The 18,350-nt window shown below is 30.9% G+C and carries 17 protein-coding genes; 3 read left to right on the forward strand and 14 right to left on the reverse strand.

Going from position 1 to position 18,350, the window contains the following annotated elements; genetic code table 11:
* The first annotated feature begins 63 nt into the window (after nucleotides 1–63).
* Nucleotides 64–1,389 carry an FtsX-like permease family protein gene (locus BN350_RS07325; RefSeq protein WP_028043013.1) on the forward strand — a complete coding sequence of 442 codons (1,326 nt, stop codon included), beginning with the start codon at nucleotides 64–66 and terminating at the stop codon, nucleotides 1,387–1,389.
* The gene (locus tag BN350_RS07330) at nucleotides 1,361–2,710 is read left to right on the forward strand and encodes an ABC transporter ATP-binding protein (protein ID WP_028043014.1); all 1,350 of its coding nucleotides are present in this window, start codon (nucleotides 1,361–1,363) and stop codon (nucleotides 2,708–2,710) included. Before BN350_RS07325 ends, BN350_RS07330 begins: the two co-directional genes overlap by 29 nt.
* Nucleotides 2,711–2,732: 22 nt before the next feature.
* Here BN350_RS07330 and BN350_RS07335 read toward each other — a convergent pair whose 3' ends face one another.
* The 3 genes from BN350_RS07335 to BN350_RS07345 form a co-directional block, all read right to left on the reverse strand.
* A complete protein-coding gene (locus BN350_RS07335) occupies nucleotides 2,733–3,623 on the reverse strand; it encodes an ROK family protein (RefSeq protein WP_028043015.1) in 891 nt (296 codons plus the stop codon).
* Between the two features lie 22 nt (nucleotides 3,624–3,645).
* On the reverse strand, nucleotides 3,646–5,037 hold the full coding sequence (locus BN350_RS07340) for a 6-phospho-beta-glucosidase (RefSeq protein WP_028043016.1): 1,392 nt from the start codon (nucleotides 5,035–5,037) through the stop codon (nucleotides 3,646–3,648).
* Between the two features lie 185 nt (nucleotides 5,038–5,222).
* The gene (locus BN350_RS07345; RefSeq protein WP_028043017.1) at nucleotides 5,223–6,620 is read right to left on the reverse strand and encodes a PTS sugar transporter subunit IIC; all 1,398 of its coding nucleotides are present in this window, start codon (nucleotides 6,618–6,620) and stop codon (nucleotides 5,223–5,225) included.
* A 198-nt stretch (nucleotides 6,621–6,818) separates the two neighbouring features.
* Here BN350_RS07345 and BN350_RS07350 point away from each other — a divergent pair, with 198 nt between their 5' ends.
* Nucleotides 6,819–7,700: a MurR/RpiR family transcriptional regulator gene (locus BN350_RS07350; RefSeq protein ID WP_028043018.1), complete on the forward strand. Its 882-nt coding sequence runs from the start codon at nucleotides 6,819–6,821 to the stop codon at nucleotides 7,698–7,700.
* A gap of 49 nt (nucleotides 7,701–7,749) precedes the next feature.
* On the opposite strand, the gene BN350_RS07355 is transcribed toward BN350_RS07350, so the two are convergent.
* From BN350_RS07355 to BN350_RS18715, 11 genes are all read right to left on the reverse strand, one after another.
* The gene (locus BN350_RS07355; protein ID WP_028043019.1) at nucleotides 7,750–9,090 is read right to left on the reverse strand and encodes an MATE family efflux transporter; all 1,341 of its coding nucleotides are present in this window, start codon (nucleotides 9,088–9,090) and stop codon (nucleotides 7,750–7,752) included.
* A gap of 30 nt (nucleotides 9,091–9,120) precedes the next feature.
* Entirely contained in the window at nucleotides 9,121–10,017 is an 897-nt protein-coding gene (locus BN350_RS07360; RefSeq protein ID WP_028043020.1) for a ParB/RepB/Spo0J family partition protein, read from the reverse strand.
* Complete coding sequence (locus BN350_RS07365; RefSeq protein ID WP_028043021.1) at nucleotides 10,004–10,777, reverse strand: ParA family protein; 774 nt, start codon at nucleotides 10,775–10,777, stop codon at nucleotides 10,004–10,006. Before BN350_RS07365 ends, BN350_RS07360 begins: the two co-directional genes overlap by 14 nt.
* A 46-nt stretch (nucleotides 10,778–10,823) precedes the next feature.
* A complete protein-coding gene (locus tag BN350_RS07370; RefSeq protein ID WP_231385247.1) occupies nucleotides 10,824–11,540 on the reverse strand; it encodes a phosphatidylserine decarboxylase in 717 nt (238 codons plus the stop codon).
* Nucleotides 11,541–11,686: 146 nt separating this feature from the next.
* A complete protein-coding gene (locus BN350_RS07375; protein WP_028043023.1) occupies nucleotides 11,687–12,304 on the reverse strand; it encodes a CDP-alcohol phosphatidyltransferase family protein in 618 nt (205 codons plus the stop codon).
* 132 nt (nucleotides 12,305–12,436) lie between these two features.
* Complete coding sequence (locus BN350_RS07380; RefSeq protein ID WP_187117110.1) at nucleotides 12,437–13,465, reverse strand: SIS domain-containing protein; 1,029 nt, start codon at nucleotides 13,463–13,465, stop codon at nucleotides 12,437–12,439.
* 4 nt (nucleotides 13,466–13,469) lie between these two features.
* Nucleotides 13,470–14,747: a 6-phospho-beta-glucosidase gene (locus tag BN350_RS07385; RefSeq protein ID WP_028043025.1), complete on the reverse strand. Its 1,278-nt coding sequence runs from the start codon at nucleotides 14,745–14,747 to the stop codon at nucleotides 13,470–13,472.
* Nucleotides 14,740–15,993, reverse strand: coding sequence for a PTS sugar transporter subunit IIC (locus BN350_RS07390; protein ID WP_028043026.1), 1,254 nt, complete (start codon nucleotides 15,991–15,993; stop codon nucleotides 14,740–14,742). Before BN350_RS07390 ends, BN350_RS07385 begins: the two co-directional genes overlap by 8 nt.
* A 310-nt stretch (nucleotides 15,994–16,303) precedes the next feature.
* The gene (locus BN350_RS21920; RefSeq protein WP_478209954.1) at nucleotides 16,304–16,489 is read right to left on the reverse strand and encodes a transposase; all 186 of its coding nucleotides are present in this window, start codon (nucleotides 16,487–16,489) and stop codon (nucleotides 16,304–16,306) included.
* 6 nt (nucleotides 16,490–16,495) lie between these two features.
* The gene (locus BN350_RS21290; RefSeq protein WP_187117111.1) at nucleotides 16,496–16,963 is read right to left on the reverse strand and encodes a transposase; all 468 of its coding nucleotides are present in this window, start codon (nucleotides 16,961–16,963) and stop codon (nucleotides 16,496–16,498) included.
* A gap of 113 nt (nucleotides 16,964–17,076) precedes the next feature.
* The coding region (locus BN350_RS18715; protein WP_044600187.1) for a BglG family transcription antiterminator at nucleotides 17,077–18,350 on the reverse strand (1,274 nt) is incomplete at its 5' end.

An 18,350-nucleotide genomic window follows, 5' to 3' on the forward strand; every position in this document is an offset into this window, starting at 1 on the left:
TTATGCCATATATATTGTCTTACTTATATAAGGGAATATAATAAAATTGAGAGGTGAAAGAATATGTTTACATTTATCAAAAAGATTTACAAGAATCAAAGGAAAGATTATGTAATGCTGTTAATTATACTGATATTTCTTTCTTCATTTGAATTTACGTTTTTAGCTATGTATGATGCTTTTACACAATTCAATCTTCACTGGACAGTACGTTCCGCATTGCATGGTATTCCTGTACTCGCTTCGCTAGTAGCATTGGTATTAAATATTTTTGTTACAAAATATTTTATAGAAAATAAAAAACAAGAATTTTCTATATTGTTACTTTCTGGAAGAAAACCTAAAGATTTACTTATTTATTTATTGTTACAATTTTTACCATTAATGGTTATAGCTTACATCATTGCCGCTATCATTGGTTCAGCTTTTATGTATTTGATTAATTGGTTCCCTCAAATACAAAACAGTACCTTAATATTAAATTATTCATTCATTAATGTTTGTTTCTATAGTTTTATGTATTTTGTTTTCGCATTTATTGTTATTTTAGCACTGTGTGCTCACCAATTTGTGAATTTAGATAAAGACTTAGCAAAATATCTCTCACAAAAAGCATCGATAAGTAAACCTGCATATATAATTAAAGCAAGTGCAGTATCTTCTAAAAGAAAAATACCTTGGTTAATGATTATTTTCAGTCTTGGAGCAATTTACTTAACAGTGGCTTCACTATTAAACCTTTTGCAGACGAATTTATCGACAACAGATTTATTAATGTCATTTACTTATGCTTTAGCAGGTATCTTCATGTTAGTGATGACAGTGATTCCATTATTATATGATCTATTACATCACCGACTACTTAAACATCCTATACTTATGAATGCTTTATCTAGTTTTAATGAATTTGCCAGAGTTATGGTCGTACTAGCAACACTAAACATGATTATCTTACCTATTCAGTTATTCTTGATTTTCTTCGGAGCCAAACAAGAATTGATACAGGCAATAACACTTCCATGTTTTATCATGATGATTATTATGATTGCTTTAAGTTTCATATTAAGATTCTTTATCTATAATCAAGAATCACGTTCAACATTCGCAAAATTAAACGCTATAGGGTATAGCCCACATATTTTAAATCAAATAACTCTTATTAAAAATATTTTATTTCTATTTTTAATCTTTATAATTCCTTTATTGTTTATGGGAGAATTATTTTATAGGGCATATAATCAAGGTTTATTATCTATAAATATTATTAGTATAATGATGATTACTTATCTAATCATTAATTGTTTAGTATTTATTTACACTTGTGTTCAAGAAAGAATTTCATTAAAGGAGGTAACACAAAATGTCAAATATCTTAATAGAGGCCAGTAATATTTCAAAAATATATGATCCTGATATTTATTTAAAAAGAGGTAAAAATTTTTATGCTTTGAATAATGTTAATTTTCAATTAGAAGAAGGAGATTTTACTTGTGTTATGGGGCCTTCTGGTTCAGGAAAAAGTACTTTATTAAATTGTTTATCTACATTAGATAAAATTTCATTAGGTAGTGTTAAAATTATGGACACAGATATTTCAACCCTTAATAAAGATCAGCTATGTCAATTCAGATATGAATATTTAGGATATATATTCCAAAATCATAACTTAGTTCCTTATTTATCAATATTTGATAATATTGCAGCACCTATTCTTTTAGCCAATCAAGACACGTTAACAATTAAAGCAAAAGTTATAGATCTAGCAAAAACATTGAATATTGAAAAACTTCTTGATAAGTTCCCAAGCGAGTGTTCTGGTGGCGAATGTCAAAGAGCCGCTATTGCAAGAGCATTAATCAATGATCCTAAGATTATATTCTGTGATGAACCAACTGGTAACTTAGATTCTAAAAATTCACACCTTGTCTTAAAATTATTATCACAATTAAACAAACAAGGTACAACAATTCTTTTAGTTACACATGATGCAATGATTGCTAGTTATGCTAAAAAAATGATGTATCTTTATGATGGTGGTATTCAGTCCGTTATCTACAGACATCAAGGTTCACAAATGGATTTCTTTAAGAAGATTAATGATATCACAACTCAGGATAGTATTCTTAAACAATTTTCAGAAGAACCTCTTGAAGAAATACAAGAAAAAAAAGAAGTTGAAGAAGAAAAAACGCAAGAGGATATAGAAACTATAAAAATCATCAATAAGGAAAGAGCTTTTATTTCAAGACAAGATGTTTATATGATTATTGATGGTCAACCATATGATAAAGAAATTGCTAAAAGAAATACATTATTCCATATCAATGATACGCATGTTCATTATACAAATCAAAGAAATGATAAGGTAGAATTTGATTTAACAACTATACAAGAGGTTCATTTCAATTTAAAAGCTCAATTTGTTAATTTTGGATTATTTAGTCAATATATTTTCCATCCTACTGTTGATATGGTTAGTCCTCAAGGAACATATCTCTTTAAAGTTAAAAACAAAGATGACTTTATAAACATTATTCAATTATTCCATCAACTTCATATTCTTATTGATGATCCACGTCATATTGAAGAAGCTTATAAAAAATATCCGAAAGATTATGAACGTACAAAATTCTTCCAAAGGACTCATAAAGATCTTATTCAATATGATAAAGCAGAAAATATTAATGGCATAACAGGAAATAAAATTTAAAGATAAAGCTATAATCGAATGATTATAGCTTTATTCTTTCGTATGCATTTGATATAGCACCTAAAATATTTGCATCATTTTGATATGCACATCGTTCTATTTTGGTTGTAATTAAATGAGAAAAACGTTGAGGCAATGATTCATTAAACAATGTTTGTATCTTTTCAATAAACCAATCTTCTTCTGAAATACCTCCACCAATACATATAATCTCAGGGTTATAACAGATGACCATTGTATTTAAGGCAAAGATAATATTTTGACACCATTCTTCAATAGATTCACTTGCAAGATGATGGCCTTTTAAATACAAATCACAAATATCTTTTCCAAATTGCAAGTGTTGATCAGTAGAAACTTTCATATTATAAATGTCAACTAATGCTGGCATAGACGCATAATGTGACAAACTCATCATCTTCCCATCTTTCATACTAAATGGGAGACACGAAAACTCTCCAGCTAAATGATTGACCCCAGTGATATCATTTTCCCCTTGATAAACACAGCCACCAACACCTGTTCCAATAATCAGAAAAGCACTCATCCGACTACCTTTTGCATTACCAAAGCGTAGTTCACATAGTCCTGCTGCCTTCGCATCATTCATAGCAAAGACAGGCTTAAATAAACGTTGGCTCATTTCAGAGTTGATATTCGTTTGAAACATCACACTTACTGTATCAGCTGCTTTTGATAAGACATTTGAATCATTATCAATGATTCCTGGAGCACTCACACCCACATAATCAATATGTTGCATATCAATCCCTTGACAAAGGCTATCATAAAAATCATCCTTTGTATTCATTTTCCTTGTTTCCTTTTTCCATTTCTTAATAATATGAAAATCTTGATCAACAAGTGCATACTTAATATATGTCCCACCAATATCAATTCCTAAATGATTCATCACGATAACCTCCTATTTTTTATTATAAACCTTTTTCAGTTAATTCTCTAGCCACATCATCTTTAATTGTGACACCTGCTGCTTCTAATTCTGTAATTTTATCAGCAAATTGTGGTAAGTATTTTTTATGAGCAATTAATAATTCATCTAAAACTCTTTTTGCATTTTCTCCAGAAGGGACTTGAGGATTTAAGATAAATGCTTGTAAAGCTAATCCATAATCTCCTGTTACTGCTGCTTCTTCAACACACATTTCCATGTTCTTCATGCATTGTAACCATCCTCTTTCAGCTGGCTCTAATGATCCAAATGCAATGGCTCTTGCTCCTGCTGAACCAATAAATGCAGAAACTTCTACTGCACAGTCAGCTGGTAAATCAGGAACTGCTCCATTATTTTTAGTTGTAACAACCATATGAGTATTACTATTTGCATAAATAGATGCAATTGTTTCACATGCTGCATCTGAGTAATGAGTTCCACCACGTTTTGTTAATTGTTCTGGTTTGTAGTTCAAAGCAGGGTCTTTATATAATTCAAATAGTTCTTCTTCTGTTTGTTTCACTTGTTGTCCACGTGTTCCAATTGTATTAAATTCTTCAATACCATGAGCTAACATTTCTTGTTGACGATAATAGTATCTATGATATCCACAAGGTAACATTTTCATTGCATTTAATTGTTCTTTAAAATAAGAAACTGCATGAATATTAGCAGGAATTCCACCATCTTTACCTTCATACATTGCATCAATGATTTGTTGTGTTACATCATTACCATTTAAATCAAAGACTTTATGCCAATGGAAATGGTTCAATCCAGCAAATTTATAAACCAATTCATCTAAAGTTTTACCAATCATTTCTGGTTCTTTCATCATAGCACTTACTGGTACATTACATAATCCAATGACTTTATCCCATTGACCATATTTCATAACAGCTTCAGTAACCATACCACTTGGATTTGTAAAGTTGACTAACCATGCATCTGGACATAATTCTTTCATATCTTCTACAATACTTAAGATAACAGGAATTGTTCTCAATGCTTTAAACATTCCTCCAGCACCATTTGTTTCTTGTCCTAACATTCCATAAGAGAAAGGAATTCTTTCGTCTTTAATACGTGCATTTAATAAACCAACTCTAAATTGAGTAGTTACGAAGTCTGCATCTTTTAAAGCTTCTCTTCTGTCTAATGTTAAATGAACTTTCACATCATAAGGAGATGCATCCCACATACGTTGAGCCATAGCACCAACGATTTCTAATTTTTCTTTACCATCTTCAATGTCAACTAACCACATTTCTTTAATTGGAAGTTTTTCATATCTTTTGATAAATCCTTCCATTAATTCTGGAGTATAACTGCTTCCTCCACCAATTGTTACAATCTTTACTGCATTTTTCATGTTAAAACCACCTTTCTATTTTATAAACATATCATAATTGATTTTATAAAGAAGTAAATGCATTTACATACACTTTGTACACTGTACCCTTTTATCCATAAAAGATAGAGATAATAGTGTTACAATGTTCCAAAAGTACAAGGATTGATCCTTGTACTCAATGTCAAAAATATTCTACTGGATATCTAATCAACCATTTCTGATTGTTTGTTTTGATACTTTTCATATACCACTAAGAATGGTGCATAAATAACAACACAAGTAACAATAACGATTAATTGTGAAACAGCACCCATGATGTTTCCACCAGTTGCTAAGAATCCCATTAATAGTGGGGGCATTGTCCAAGGGACTTCTAAAACGACTTTTGGACAGAAGCCAATCATTGTTAAAACATAACCAATTGTTATAGATATACATGGCGCTAAGATAAATGGAATCCCAAGTATTGGATTTAAAACAATAGGTAATCCAAATGTCACAGTTTCATTAATATTAAATAATCCTGGTACAACAGATAAAGCCGCAATCGCACGATTATCCTCTCTCTTGCCAAAGATAAAAATAGCAATAATCAATGATAATGTCAGACCTGACCCTCCCCATTTACCAAACATTTCCAACATTGTTAAATTGAGAATATTAGGAATATCTTGCGGTCCACTGTAATTCGCAGATGTACAGGCAGCAGTGTTAGCATATAATAATGGTCTAAAAATTGATTGATTAACTGCCTCAACCATGTTATTACCATGAATACCAACTAACCAAAACAATGAAATGACAACAAACAACAACAATACTGCAAGTAGATTATTCCCAATAATTTGCCCTAATGGTTCCTGAACCAGCGTGAAAATCAAATCATTGACATAACTTCCTGTCACACTATGCACTGCAAATCCAATTCCACCGATCACAACAACTGTTAAAAATGCTGGAATTAAAACTTCAAAAGATTTGGCCACCCCAGGTGGGACTTGTTCAGGCATTCTTATCTTCAATGCATCCATCTTTCTTAATAATCCAAAAATTTCTAAAGCAACTATACCAATAATTAATGCTGTAAACAGACCAGTCGCACCAGTATAAGATGATGAAATTCCACCAAAATCAGCAACTGTTGCTCCTTGTGGTAAAAAGTCAGCAACTGTCTTTGTTGTAGAATCAGCTAACATTACAGTTTGTCCACTTAAACTATAACTATTAGGTGTCACAACCATCCATGATATAAATCCTAAAACACCACTAAATATACCTGTCTCACCATTCATTTCCCCAATTTCTTGTGCAACCAAAATCACAATTCCAATTGAAATACATGAAATTGTTGCAAATTGAATAGCAGAGAATATAGTATTCAATGGTTCTAATTTCATCACAACTGGTAAGAGACTTCCTAAACCTTGAGGTGCTCCATTAACAACATTGTCATTAATGAAAACATTTGTCCAAAGTACTCCAATAGCACCAGCAATTGTTGCTGGCATGAAGTTTTGAAACGCATTTTTGATAGCTGACAAATATTTATTTTGTCCACACCATGCCCCAATGCGCCCTAGCTTATCAGCAAAAGCATCCATATTCTTTCCTCCCTTTTTTGAATATGCTTACATTATATTAATTTTATCTTTAGAAACAATCGTTTATAAATGAACAGGTACAATGTATCTTGAAAAGAAAAATAACTTCATGTTTTCAAGAAACATTGTACCAAATAAGAAAATATCTCAAATAAACACAAAAAGCATTATATAATAGAAATAAATGAGGTGAGATCAATGTTAATACAAGAGAAACTGAAAGAAAAAGATGCATTTTCTGATATTGAAAAGAATATTGCAGAATATATTTTAAAAATTGATATGAAAATAAAAAAAGAAAGTGTCCGTCATATTGCTGAGCATACTTATACCTCTCCTTCTTCTGTGATGCGATTTTGTCAAAAATTAGGTTTTGAAGGATATGTTGATTTTAAGGAAGCTTATATTCAAGAAATTGAATATTTATCTTCTCATTTTCAAGATGTAGATGCGAACTATCCTTTTTTACCTAATGATAAAAATGTTGTGATTGCTAATAAGATTGGCATACTGTATGAAGAAACGATTAAGGATACTCTTAGTTTAATTCATCATGATTCTCTACAACAAGCTGCAAATATGCTAGATAAAGCAAAAAATATCTATGTATGTTCATCAGGTGCTTCTAAAGATATTGCAAAAGTGTTTAAAGACAATATGTTAAAAATCGGTAAAACAGTTATTTCTTATCATAATACAAGTGATATTTATTATGAAGCATGTTTTTGTGACCAAACAAATTGTTTTATTATCATTTCTTATTCTGGAGAAACTGCTCGTGCCATTAAAGTAGCTCAAAAACTAAAAGAACGTCATATTCCTATGATTGCTATTACATCATATGGTCATAATACACTTACAAATTTATCTAAATGTTGTCTACATATTTCTACTAGGCAAAAATTAATCTCTAACCTTGGCAACTTTTCTATCAATTTATCAATTCTTTATATTCTAGATATTCTTTATGCAAATTGTTTTCATTTTCATTATCATCAATATCTAGAAGATAAAATAAAATATTCTCATGAAATGGAAATTGACCGAAAATCAGATAATCCCATTCTCAAAGAAGAATAACAAAAGAGATTTCATAACTATATCCTCATAGTTGTGAAATCTCCTATTTTTATTGTCTAATAAGATATATTTTTTTCATTACAAAATAATAGCAAATTGCAATGACTAATCCTTTGGCTATACTTGAAATAGAAATAGCCCACCAAATTCCATTTAATGCCAGTACTGTTGACGATAATATCATGACAAGTGGAATTCTAGCTGCTGTTAATATAACTGATACACTTGACGGAATAAAAGTCTTTCCTAAGCCATTTAATGTTCCTGCAAGGGTACTTTCAATACACATAAATAATTGTGAAAAAGCAAGAATCTGTAAATAATCTACCCCTAAAGGAATAACATCTTTTTCTGTAATAAAAATTTGGAATATCATTTGTGGAAATATGAAGAGAACAGCAGTTGTGAAGATACCCCATATGATACATGTCTTTAAAGCAGAATATGTTCCTTTTTTAACACGTTCAATATTATTAGCCCCATAGTTTTGTGCTACAAAAGCATTTAACGCATTTCCAAATCCTTCAGCACTCATCCATGATATAGATTCTATTTGTGACCCAACTTTCTGAACTGCTATCGCAACATCACCATATCCTGCGATAAATCTCGCAATAACCATAGAAATAAAAGTAAAGCATAAACTTTGTAATCCTGTTGGTAATCCAATCTTCATAATTTTAGAATAAATTGAATAAGGATTCATAACCCAAATTTTCATTTCATCAAATAAAATACTATCTTTTCTTGCATAATAAATCATCATTAACATAACAATGATCTGTGAAATAACTGTAGCAATTGCTGCTCCAGGAACTCCCATGTTAAAAGTGAAAATTAATAAAGGATCTAATATGATATTTAAAATAAGTCCAACTGTTGTTGCTATAAAAGGATGATGACTATTTCCAATAGCTGTCATTAAACTTGTAAATATCTGATTTATAAAATTAACGACTACAAACCCACATGTCACAATAAGATAAATTTCTGCTTGATAAATCACTTCTGTAGATGTTAGATTAAAAAATCCTATCATTGGTTTGTAAAAAAGAAGTGTCAAAATTCCATATAATAGACCAAAAATGATTCCTAATTGAATTGTAGCTGAAGCATATTGTGTTGCCTGTTTTTTCTGGTTAGAACCGATAGCCTGTCCAACACAAACTTGTCCACCCATCTTAGCAAGAGTACTAATCCCATTAGATAACCACATATACATTCCAGCACTTCCTACTGCTGCAACAGCACTTGCACCAATTCTTCCAATCCAAATCATATCAATCAAATTATAAGCCATCTGTATTAATGATGTTCCCATTATTGGTAAAGCTAATTTCATCAAGGTTTTAAATATAGGTCCTTCTAATAAATTCATTGATTTCTTCATCATTTTACTCCTATCAAAAAGAAGAACTTACTAAAGTTCTTCCTCTATAACTCCCATCAATTCTAAAATTCTATTTAAATCTTTTATATCTGTATATTTAATTGTAATTGAATTATCAGCTACTTTTATCTTAGTACGATATTTCTTTCTTAATAAACCTTCGACATAAACATATTCTTTTGGTTTTGGCTCTTTTGGTTTTGCTATTCTTGCAGCCTGTAACTTAATTCCTTTAACAATATCTTCAACTTCTCTTACTGATAATTGTTGATCTATTGCTTTTTGAGCAACTTCTAAAGCTTTCTTTTCATCAATTGTAATCAAAGGTTTAATATGTCCCATAGTTAATTGACCATCTAAAACATAATCTTGCATCTTTTTAGGCATTTTTAGTAGTCTAACAGTATTCGCAATATGTGCTCTTGATTTGCCAACACGTTTTGACAATTCTTCTTGTGTCAGCTTTAATTTTTTCATCATTGTTGCATAAGCTTGTGCCTCTTCAATTGCATTTAAATCCTCACGTTGAATATTCTCTAACAGTGCAATTTCCATCATTTGCTGATCAGTAAATTCTACAATAATAGCAGGAACATCAGGCAAGCCAACAATAGAAGCTGCTCTAAAACGTCTTTCCCCAGCAACAATTTCATAACCCTGAACAGATTGTTTGACAATAATTGGCTGAAAGATACCATGTTCTTTAATTGACTGTGCAAGTTCATTAAGCTTTTCTTCATCAAAATGCTTTCTAGGCTGATATGGATTTGGTCTGATTTCATTTAAAGGAATTTGAACTTGAGATAAAGTTGGTGCTTTCTTTTCAATAGCATCAATAACGGATTGTAAATCTCCACCTTGAGAAGCATCTCCAAAAATAGCATCTAATCCTTTTCCTAATTTTTTTGACTTCTTACTTGTTGCCATTGCGTTTCACCACTTCCTTTGCCAACTTTGCATATGATTTTGCCCCTTCTGAACTACTATCATAATCAAAAATATTTAATCCTTCTGATGGTGCCTCTGATAACTTAATATTCCGAGGAATCACAACATCATAAACCTTCTCTCTAAAGTATTTTCTAACTTCTTGAGACACTTCAATCCCTAAATTCGTACGTGAATCAAGCATAGTTAATAAGACTCCTTCAATTGTTAAATCTTCATTAAAAACTTTCTGAGTTAATAAAATTGTATTTAATAACTGAGTTAATCCTTCCAATGCATAATACTCACATTGTACAGGTATTAAAACAGAATCAGATGCTGTTAAAGCATTTGTATTCAATAACCCTAAAGCTGGAGGACAGTCAACGATCACATAATCATATCTATCTCTCACTAACTCTAGTGCATTCTTTAATCTTTGTTCTCTCCCTGTCTTTACCTGAGATAATTCTATCTCTACTCCTGCTAAATCAATATTTGCAGGAACAATATCTAAACGCTCTACATCTGTAGAGACAATAATATCTTTTAGTGGTGTATTTTGAGTAATTGCATCATAAACAGTTAAATCTAATGCAGAACGATCTACTCCAATTCCTTGAGTTGCATTCGCCTGAGGATCAATATCAATTAATAGCACTTTCTTACCCATATATGCAAGTGCAGCACTTAAATTAACACTTGTTGTGGTTTTTCCAACTCCACCTTTTTGATTTGTAACGGCTATAACTTTTGACATCTTCATTTCCTCCTTGATAACATATGCGTGATTATTCTATCACAACTCATACTCTTTTTACACCTATTTTTTCACCCATTAAAACTCTCGTTTCATCATGAGTCTTTGAATTCTTTATAATATCTATATCAATATCAACAATATCCTTTTTAAAAAACATAACAATCGTCGATCCACCAAACTCAAAATATCCTTTTTCATCACCCTTGCAAAATGATTGAAGATGATGATTTACGATTTTTCCCACCATCATTGCACCAACTTCCATATAAATAACATCGTTAAAATTCTTTGTATGTAGTACAGAATAAGAACGTGAATTTTGTTTATATATAGGATAATAATCATTAGCAATTGGATTCACGGTATGAAAAACTCCTGAAATATAACGATCTTCTTCTTTTGTTCCATCATCGATAAAACAATAACGATGGTAATCATCTACTGTTAATCTAAAAATCAAACATATTCCATCTTGATAGACACTCGCTAATTCTTTACTTTGTAAAAGATCCTCCATAGAATAAAAAGAATCTTTAATTTGAACATGTAAATCTTCAGAAATAGAATAATATGTCAGTTTTGAATCTGCAGGAGCAATCAATATATGACTTTCCTTGGCAATTGGACGCTGTCCAATTTTTATTTTCCTTGTAAAAAAATCATTGTAGCTATGATAATCTTGAGCAATATACTGATCCATATCAATATGATTCTTATTAATAAATGGTTCAATTTTACGTTTAGACAAAAAACTATTCATATACATTCCACCTAAGTGGGTAATAAAAGGAAGGGTTAGCACTTTCAGCATACATCTTCCTAATAAATGACTATATAACATTTTCAAGAAATTATTTTGGCTTTGATCAACAATAAGTTCCTGACCCTTTCTATCATAGATTTTCATTATAACAATACCAATCCTACCAAAACGAATGCTCCAATACCTATCATTCCCATAATTCCCTTAAAACCAGGTTTAGGAACAGCAAAATCAACAACAAATGCAATCGCTACAATCCCCATAATCCATCCATAGATACTATAAGTCAATAAAGGACTTAAAAAATATCTTAATAAATAAATCATAGGAAATATTAATGAAGAACTTGTGACTGGTAATCCTTGATAATATTTTCTCTTTTCAGCAGTCTCTTTTTGGCGCATTTCTTCTGCTACATTAAAATAACCTAATCTGCTCACTGCACAAATCGCATACAAAGCAAAAATGAAAAACCAAATATACCCATTCAATCCCATTGTATAGCCAATAATAGCTGGGAATATTCCAAAACTAAACATATCTGCTAAAGAATCAATTTGAATACCAAATTTCTTTTCTTCTTCAGTCCGATTCTTTTTTGTACGTGCCACCATTCCATCAAAAGAGTCAAATGCTCCACATAATAATAAACAGATTAAAGCTCCGACTGTGTTCCCTTTAAACGCCAAATGCGTCCCAAATAAAGCACTTATTAGACTTAAATATGTTAATATCACCGTATAATTATAGTAACCAATCATATCTTTCTCCCATTTTCTAGTTTAACGACTGTATTATAGCATACTTCTACAATTTTTTATAGGACTTTTCTTTATTAGTAAAAATTTCAAATTCCCACCCAAACCAAAAACGACCATAAGGTCGTTTAAATATTACTGAAAACGAGTTCCCGCTTTGACTGCAAACTCTTGAAATACAGGTTCTGATGGGTTAATACCTTTATATTCCGGGAGGATGGAAGCCATAACCTGTAAGACCACAGTTACATTAAAAAGCGCTTTTGTTAAGGAATGATAAGGAATCATAATATCAGCTAAATGTGAATCTGTATCTTCAATAACGCAAATATGTGCATCTTGTTTTCTAGCAAATTCAATGAGATGACTCATTAAATCATATCCTACACCATTAGTATGTATAAATACCAAATAACTATCTTTATGTATAGTACGATGAGGCCCATGCATGAATTCTTCTAATTCATAATTCATAGCTGGAATTTGCAAAGTTTCTAATAATTTTAAATTTCCTTCGCATGCAGTTCCATAATGCAATCCATATCCAATAACTGAAATACAATTTGCTTGAGACCATTCTTGATGCGAAACTATATATTGTTGTGTTTGCAGAATTGTTTGATCAATTGTATCTAATTGATTTAGCCATTCTGTTTTATATTCATTTAAAGAATATATATAATCTTGATTATTTTGTAAAATCTGAAAAATAATCATGTATAAAGTTAAACATGTTGCTGTATAACCTTTTGTTTTTGGTCCAATTGTTTCTTCTCCACATTGTAAATCTACATTAACATTACAGTATTGTGTCAGTGGTGATGTCATATCTCCACATACTCCAATGACTGGTATATGATGATGACGAGCTATTTTAGCACAATCTATTGTTCCTTTGCTTTTGCCAGTTTGTGATACAGCAATGATAAGATCTGACGTTTCTAATAAACTGGAATAATGTTTTAACTGAAAAGGTGTTTCTATATTGATTTGTAAATGAGCTTTTGCAAACGATGATTGAATAACTTGTGCTGCATTATGAGATGAACCAGAAGCTGCAATTGTAATTCTATGAATATGAACTATATCTTTTAAAATAGATAAATCACTATTAGTAAGGATATGAGACAGTACATCTTTTTGCTGTAAAATGTACTGTTTCATGATATTATCTGTCATTTTTAAAGAACTGAGGTAAATAATCTTTATGTACTTCTAACATTTCATCTAATAGTGGTTTTGCAATATCATATTCTCTCACGAGTGGATGTGCTAACATTGCTTTTAAGGCTATATTATAATCTCCACTTAATGCCGCTTCAACTGTTAATGATTCATAATTTTTAACAGCAGCAATTAATCCACAAACTGATTGAGGATAATCTCTTAAATTTAATGGTTTTATTCCATCACGGCTTACAAAACATGCCGTTTCTATTACTGCATCATCATTTAAAAAACGAATTGTACCATTATTAGGAACATTAATAACCATCCATTTCCCACTGTCATTATATACTGCTTCCATAACGCCAACAGCTATCTTTGAATAACCGCCGCCGCCACGCTTAGCCAATGTTTTTGGTTTACTACTATTTTCAGGATTAGAATATTCACGCCAAATTTGTTTTTCTAATTCTAAAATAGCTTCTCCACGTGTTTTATCCTGGCTCTTTAATTGAGATAATATTTTTGATGTATGGAAATAATATTGGGTATATTGGCTTGGAATAAGATGTAATGTTTGAATTAAATCTTGTGAAACTGTAGCACATTTTTTGGCAACTAAACTGAACTGTTCATCTGTTATTGGTTTCCCATCTACTGTCATATTATAAGTAAAATTCATATGATTTAAGCCAATATAATCATAATATATAGATTCTTCTGGAACTTGTAATGCTTCTTCTGCCCACCAGCGTGGTCTCATTCCACCTGCACATAATCCCGCCATATTAACATCACAAACTTTTAAAACAGCTTCAGTTACTAATCCTGTTGGATTAGAATAATTGACAATCCATGCATCTGGACAATATTTTTCAACATCTTTAGCTATATCTATCATCACTGGAATTGTTCTTAATGCATTAAACATACCACCTACACCAGTTGTTTCTTGTCCAATCACACCATATTTTAACGGAATTTTTTCATCATATATACGTTGTTTGTTTCCACCTACTCTTATCTGGCAAGCAATAAAATCAGCACCTGGGAATGCTTCTTCACGAGATGTTGTTGAAGCAATTGAAACATGATAATCTAAATGATGACAGTAACGATGAACAAATCCATCCATAATTTTTAATCTATCCTCATCAATATCTACTAATACAATCTCTTTAACTGGCAATACATCTCTATGTTCACTTAAACCTTCAATTAATTCAGGAGTATAAGAACTCCCTGCTCCAACAATAACTATTTTCAATTCTTTATTCATCCTCTATCATTCCTTTCTCATTTTCAATATTTAATCGTTGTTTTTCCATTATTTTAAAGAATGGATAATAAATAGCACCTGCAACAAACAATGATATAACTCCCCAAATAGCAGCACGCCAATCACCACCTGTTAAAAAATATTGAGCTAAAACTGGTGGCATAGTCCAAGGAATATTCACTAACGGACGGGCAATCAGATTAAAATACATTAATCCATATGTAATAATTGATAATACTTCAGTGGCTAATACATAAGGTATTATCATTAATGGATTCATAACCAATGGAACACCAAAAACAACTGGTTCATTAATTTCAAATATACCTGGAGCTAAACAAAGTTTACCTAATGATCTAAATCCCTTTTCTTTTGAACGCATCATTAGGAATACCAATGGCAATGTTGCTCCACCTCCACCAAGAAATACAAAATACATAAATCCTGATGCTGTAATATAAGGCAATGGTGCACCAGCTGCTGCTGCAGCAATATTGTCGCCTAACATAACTAAGAATATAGGATCAGCAATTGCTAAAACCGCTCCGCCATGAATACCAACACACCATAATAAAGATCTAATTAACATAAAAATGAGGAAACCTGGTAAAGTATTCAAAGCAAAAACTGCTGGTTCAAAAATTTTAATAAGTGTTGCATTAATATCAAATCCTAAAATAACTCTTAATAACCATACAATTAATAATACTGCTAAAGCTGGTACCAAAGACATGAATGACTCTGACACAAGGGGTGGTACTGAATCTGGAAAATGAATAACCAAATTACGCTGATAGAAAAAGTGTAATATCGTGGTTGAAAGCAAAGCAATCACAACAGCTGTAAATAACCCCTTTGTACCAAACAAAGATGCATTAATAACCCACTCATCATTTAATGTAGCTAGAAGGAAAGCTGTCATAGAAATAACACTGCATGTCAATGAATTGAGGTTAATATCTTTATATGTTTTTGCAAAGTAATAAGCAACAGTCCCAGCTGCTACAATACCAACAATATCAATTGTAATAGCTGAAACTGCATTAAACAATGGTGCATAGGGTTCAATAAATTTCATCCATGCATCAATTGGAAAGTTAGGAATCAAAACAAAGAAACTACCAATAATAGTCAATGGAATAACACTTATCATTCCATCTTTAATAGCACTTAAGTGCCTTTGATTTCCCAATTTCTCTAATGGTGGTGCTAATTTTAATTCAATAAAATCCATAAATTTTTTCATATTCTTATCCTTTCTCCTTTCCCTCTTTTGACACCCTTATCATACAAAATAATCATATTTAGTTGAATAGCGCATTTGTTCGTTTCAAAGGGGAAATCAATGCACAAAAGAGGCTGTAACGAAATAACTTTCTAAGAGGTTTATTTTGTTAAGTCTCTTTTTTTCTTATTCATTTTTAGAAATTTATGCAATAAAAAAACATCATTGCCTATTTTCAACATGTTGTGTACATTATTTCTAACTTTTTTCCTGCTTTTGGGCGCAATAAGGCTATCTTCCTTTTTGGGATCTTTTTGCATGTGCATAACTTTTAGCTTGGGAGACTTTCCATCATTGCATTTTTCTCATTTCTTAGTCTGTATTTATGATATTTTCTGAGATTATATCCTATACACACAATAAGAAATTCCATTTTTGTATTTACCAGTCCTCTTCTATTGAATCTTATGAACTTCATATCCTGCTTGATCACCCCAAATGTTCCTTCTGCCTGTATGCTTCTCTATTTTTTGAGCTCTTTTCCAAATTCGCTTGACAATATTTCCTCTACTTCTGCATAAAACTCATGAAGCACAGCATTTCTCGTTACTATTCTGTGTTTATTATTGCAACACTCCTTTGCCTGTTCACAACCTTTACATTGATCTTTGTTTCCATAGTGTTGTGTTATTCTCAGATATTCTCCACTTTCATCATATCTGTCATACAGATGCTCATTAAAAATCTGCTCGCCTGGACAGATCCTATATCCTTCTTCTGTCTCCTCCCGGTTGTGTGTATTGTATTTCTTTTTCTTGAATTCAGGTGTGTTTTTCTTTGCATACATATTATACTTCATGACAATGTTCATTCCATTGCTTATGCAGTACATATAATTGTCATAGCTTCCATAGGCTGAATCTGCCATTGTATATACTGGTAGTTCCCCTGCATATTTCTTATATCCCTCCATAAATAGGATATATGTCAATGGATCTCCTAGTCTTTGAAACAGGTCTGCATTGACAATGATTATCATCACTGATTTCATTGTCTTTTTGGTTTTATTGAGTCTATAATGAAAGATTTATTTCGTTACTGCCCCTAATGATATGATTTTAAAAAATGAATAATTTGTATTTCATCATCAAGAGATATAATCTTTTCAATAGCATCACTATCATTGACTAGCTTCTGCAATAAATTATAAAGTTCCTGATATTTAAAAAAGAATTGTTTTGGCCATAATATAAACAATATACACTGCACAAATTCCTGATCCCAAACAATAGGTTTATCTAAAGTTATTAATAATTCTTGAACATTATTTATATCAGCTATCATCTGTGGTACAGCAATATGTCCTTCCATTGCCATGTTTCCAACATCTTCTTTTAATTGAAAATGATTATAATCAATTTGAAAAGTATCAGATATAAATCTTAAAATATCTTGTTTAGATTCAAATTTTGCTTTGATAAAAATATTCTCTATTACTAGAAAATCTGCTAATGAACGATATCCGATTTCTGTAAAAAATGTTCTTATTTTATGAATTGAAGTTTGATCAAGAATGGGTGCAATCTGAATAACAGGAATATTCTGAGATGTTATAGATGCTGTTGATATAATCAAATCATAGTGTTTAATATTCATTTCAGATAATTCACGAATATGAATACTGTCTGTTATTTCCATATATTCATTAAATTCCTGAAGCAATTCATAACTCAATAATTCTGTTGATGATGAATTTAAATTATTAACTAATAAAACACTCTTTTTTCTCTGAAAATGATTTCTCATTAATGAATATTGAATATGAATGGTAAAATAGGCAATTTCATCCTCACTATAAACAACATTTAATTCAGGATGCAAAAATAGCCAAATATCTACACTTATAAGATAAGCTAATACATAATTCTTCTTTATCATCTTCAACATTGGATTCTTCAGATAAGTATCAAATCTCATTCTATTTTCCATCGCTAAAATATGTACACCCAAAGCTTTTTTTAAATAAAAATCATTTGAAAAATCAATACCATAAAGATCATTTAAAAAACAAAATAAATCATTCATCAATTGTTCAATACGTTCAGGCAAAACATCAACTAAACAACTTTCAATATCACTAATATAGTTAATTCTTTTACCAATTATATGCACTGTCAAAAAACAAATCTCTTCCTCATTCATGACACACATATCTTCATTTTTTAAATAGTCCGCAATATCTTTAGCAACTTGATATTCATATTCATGACTCAGTGTTTCTTTTTCTTCATTAGACATTCTTACATAATGTCCCTCTTCCATTCGCATCATCATAATTTCCAAATATTTAATAAGATCATCAAGAGAAGCATCAACCA

Source organism: Candidatus Stoquefichus massiliensis AP9 (assembly GCF_000455285.1).
Taxonomy (GTDB): domain Bacteria; phylum Bacillota_I; class Bacilli_A; order Erysipelotrichales; family Coprobacillaceae; genus Stoquefichus; species Stoquefichus massiliensis.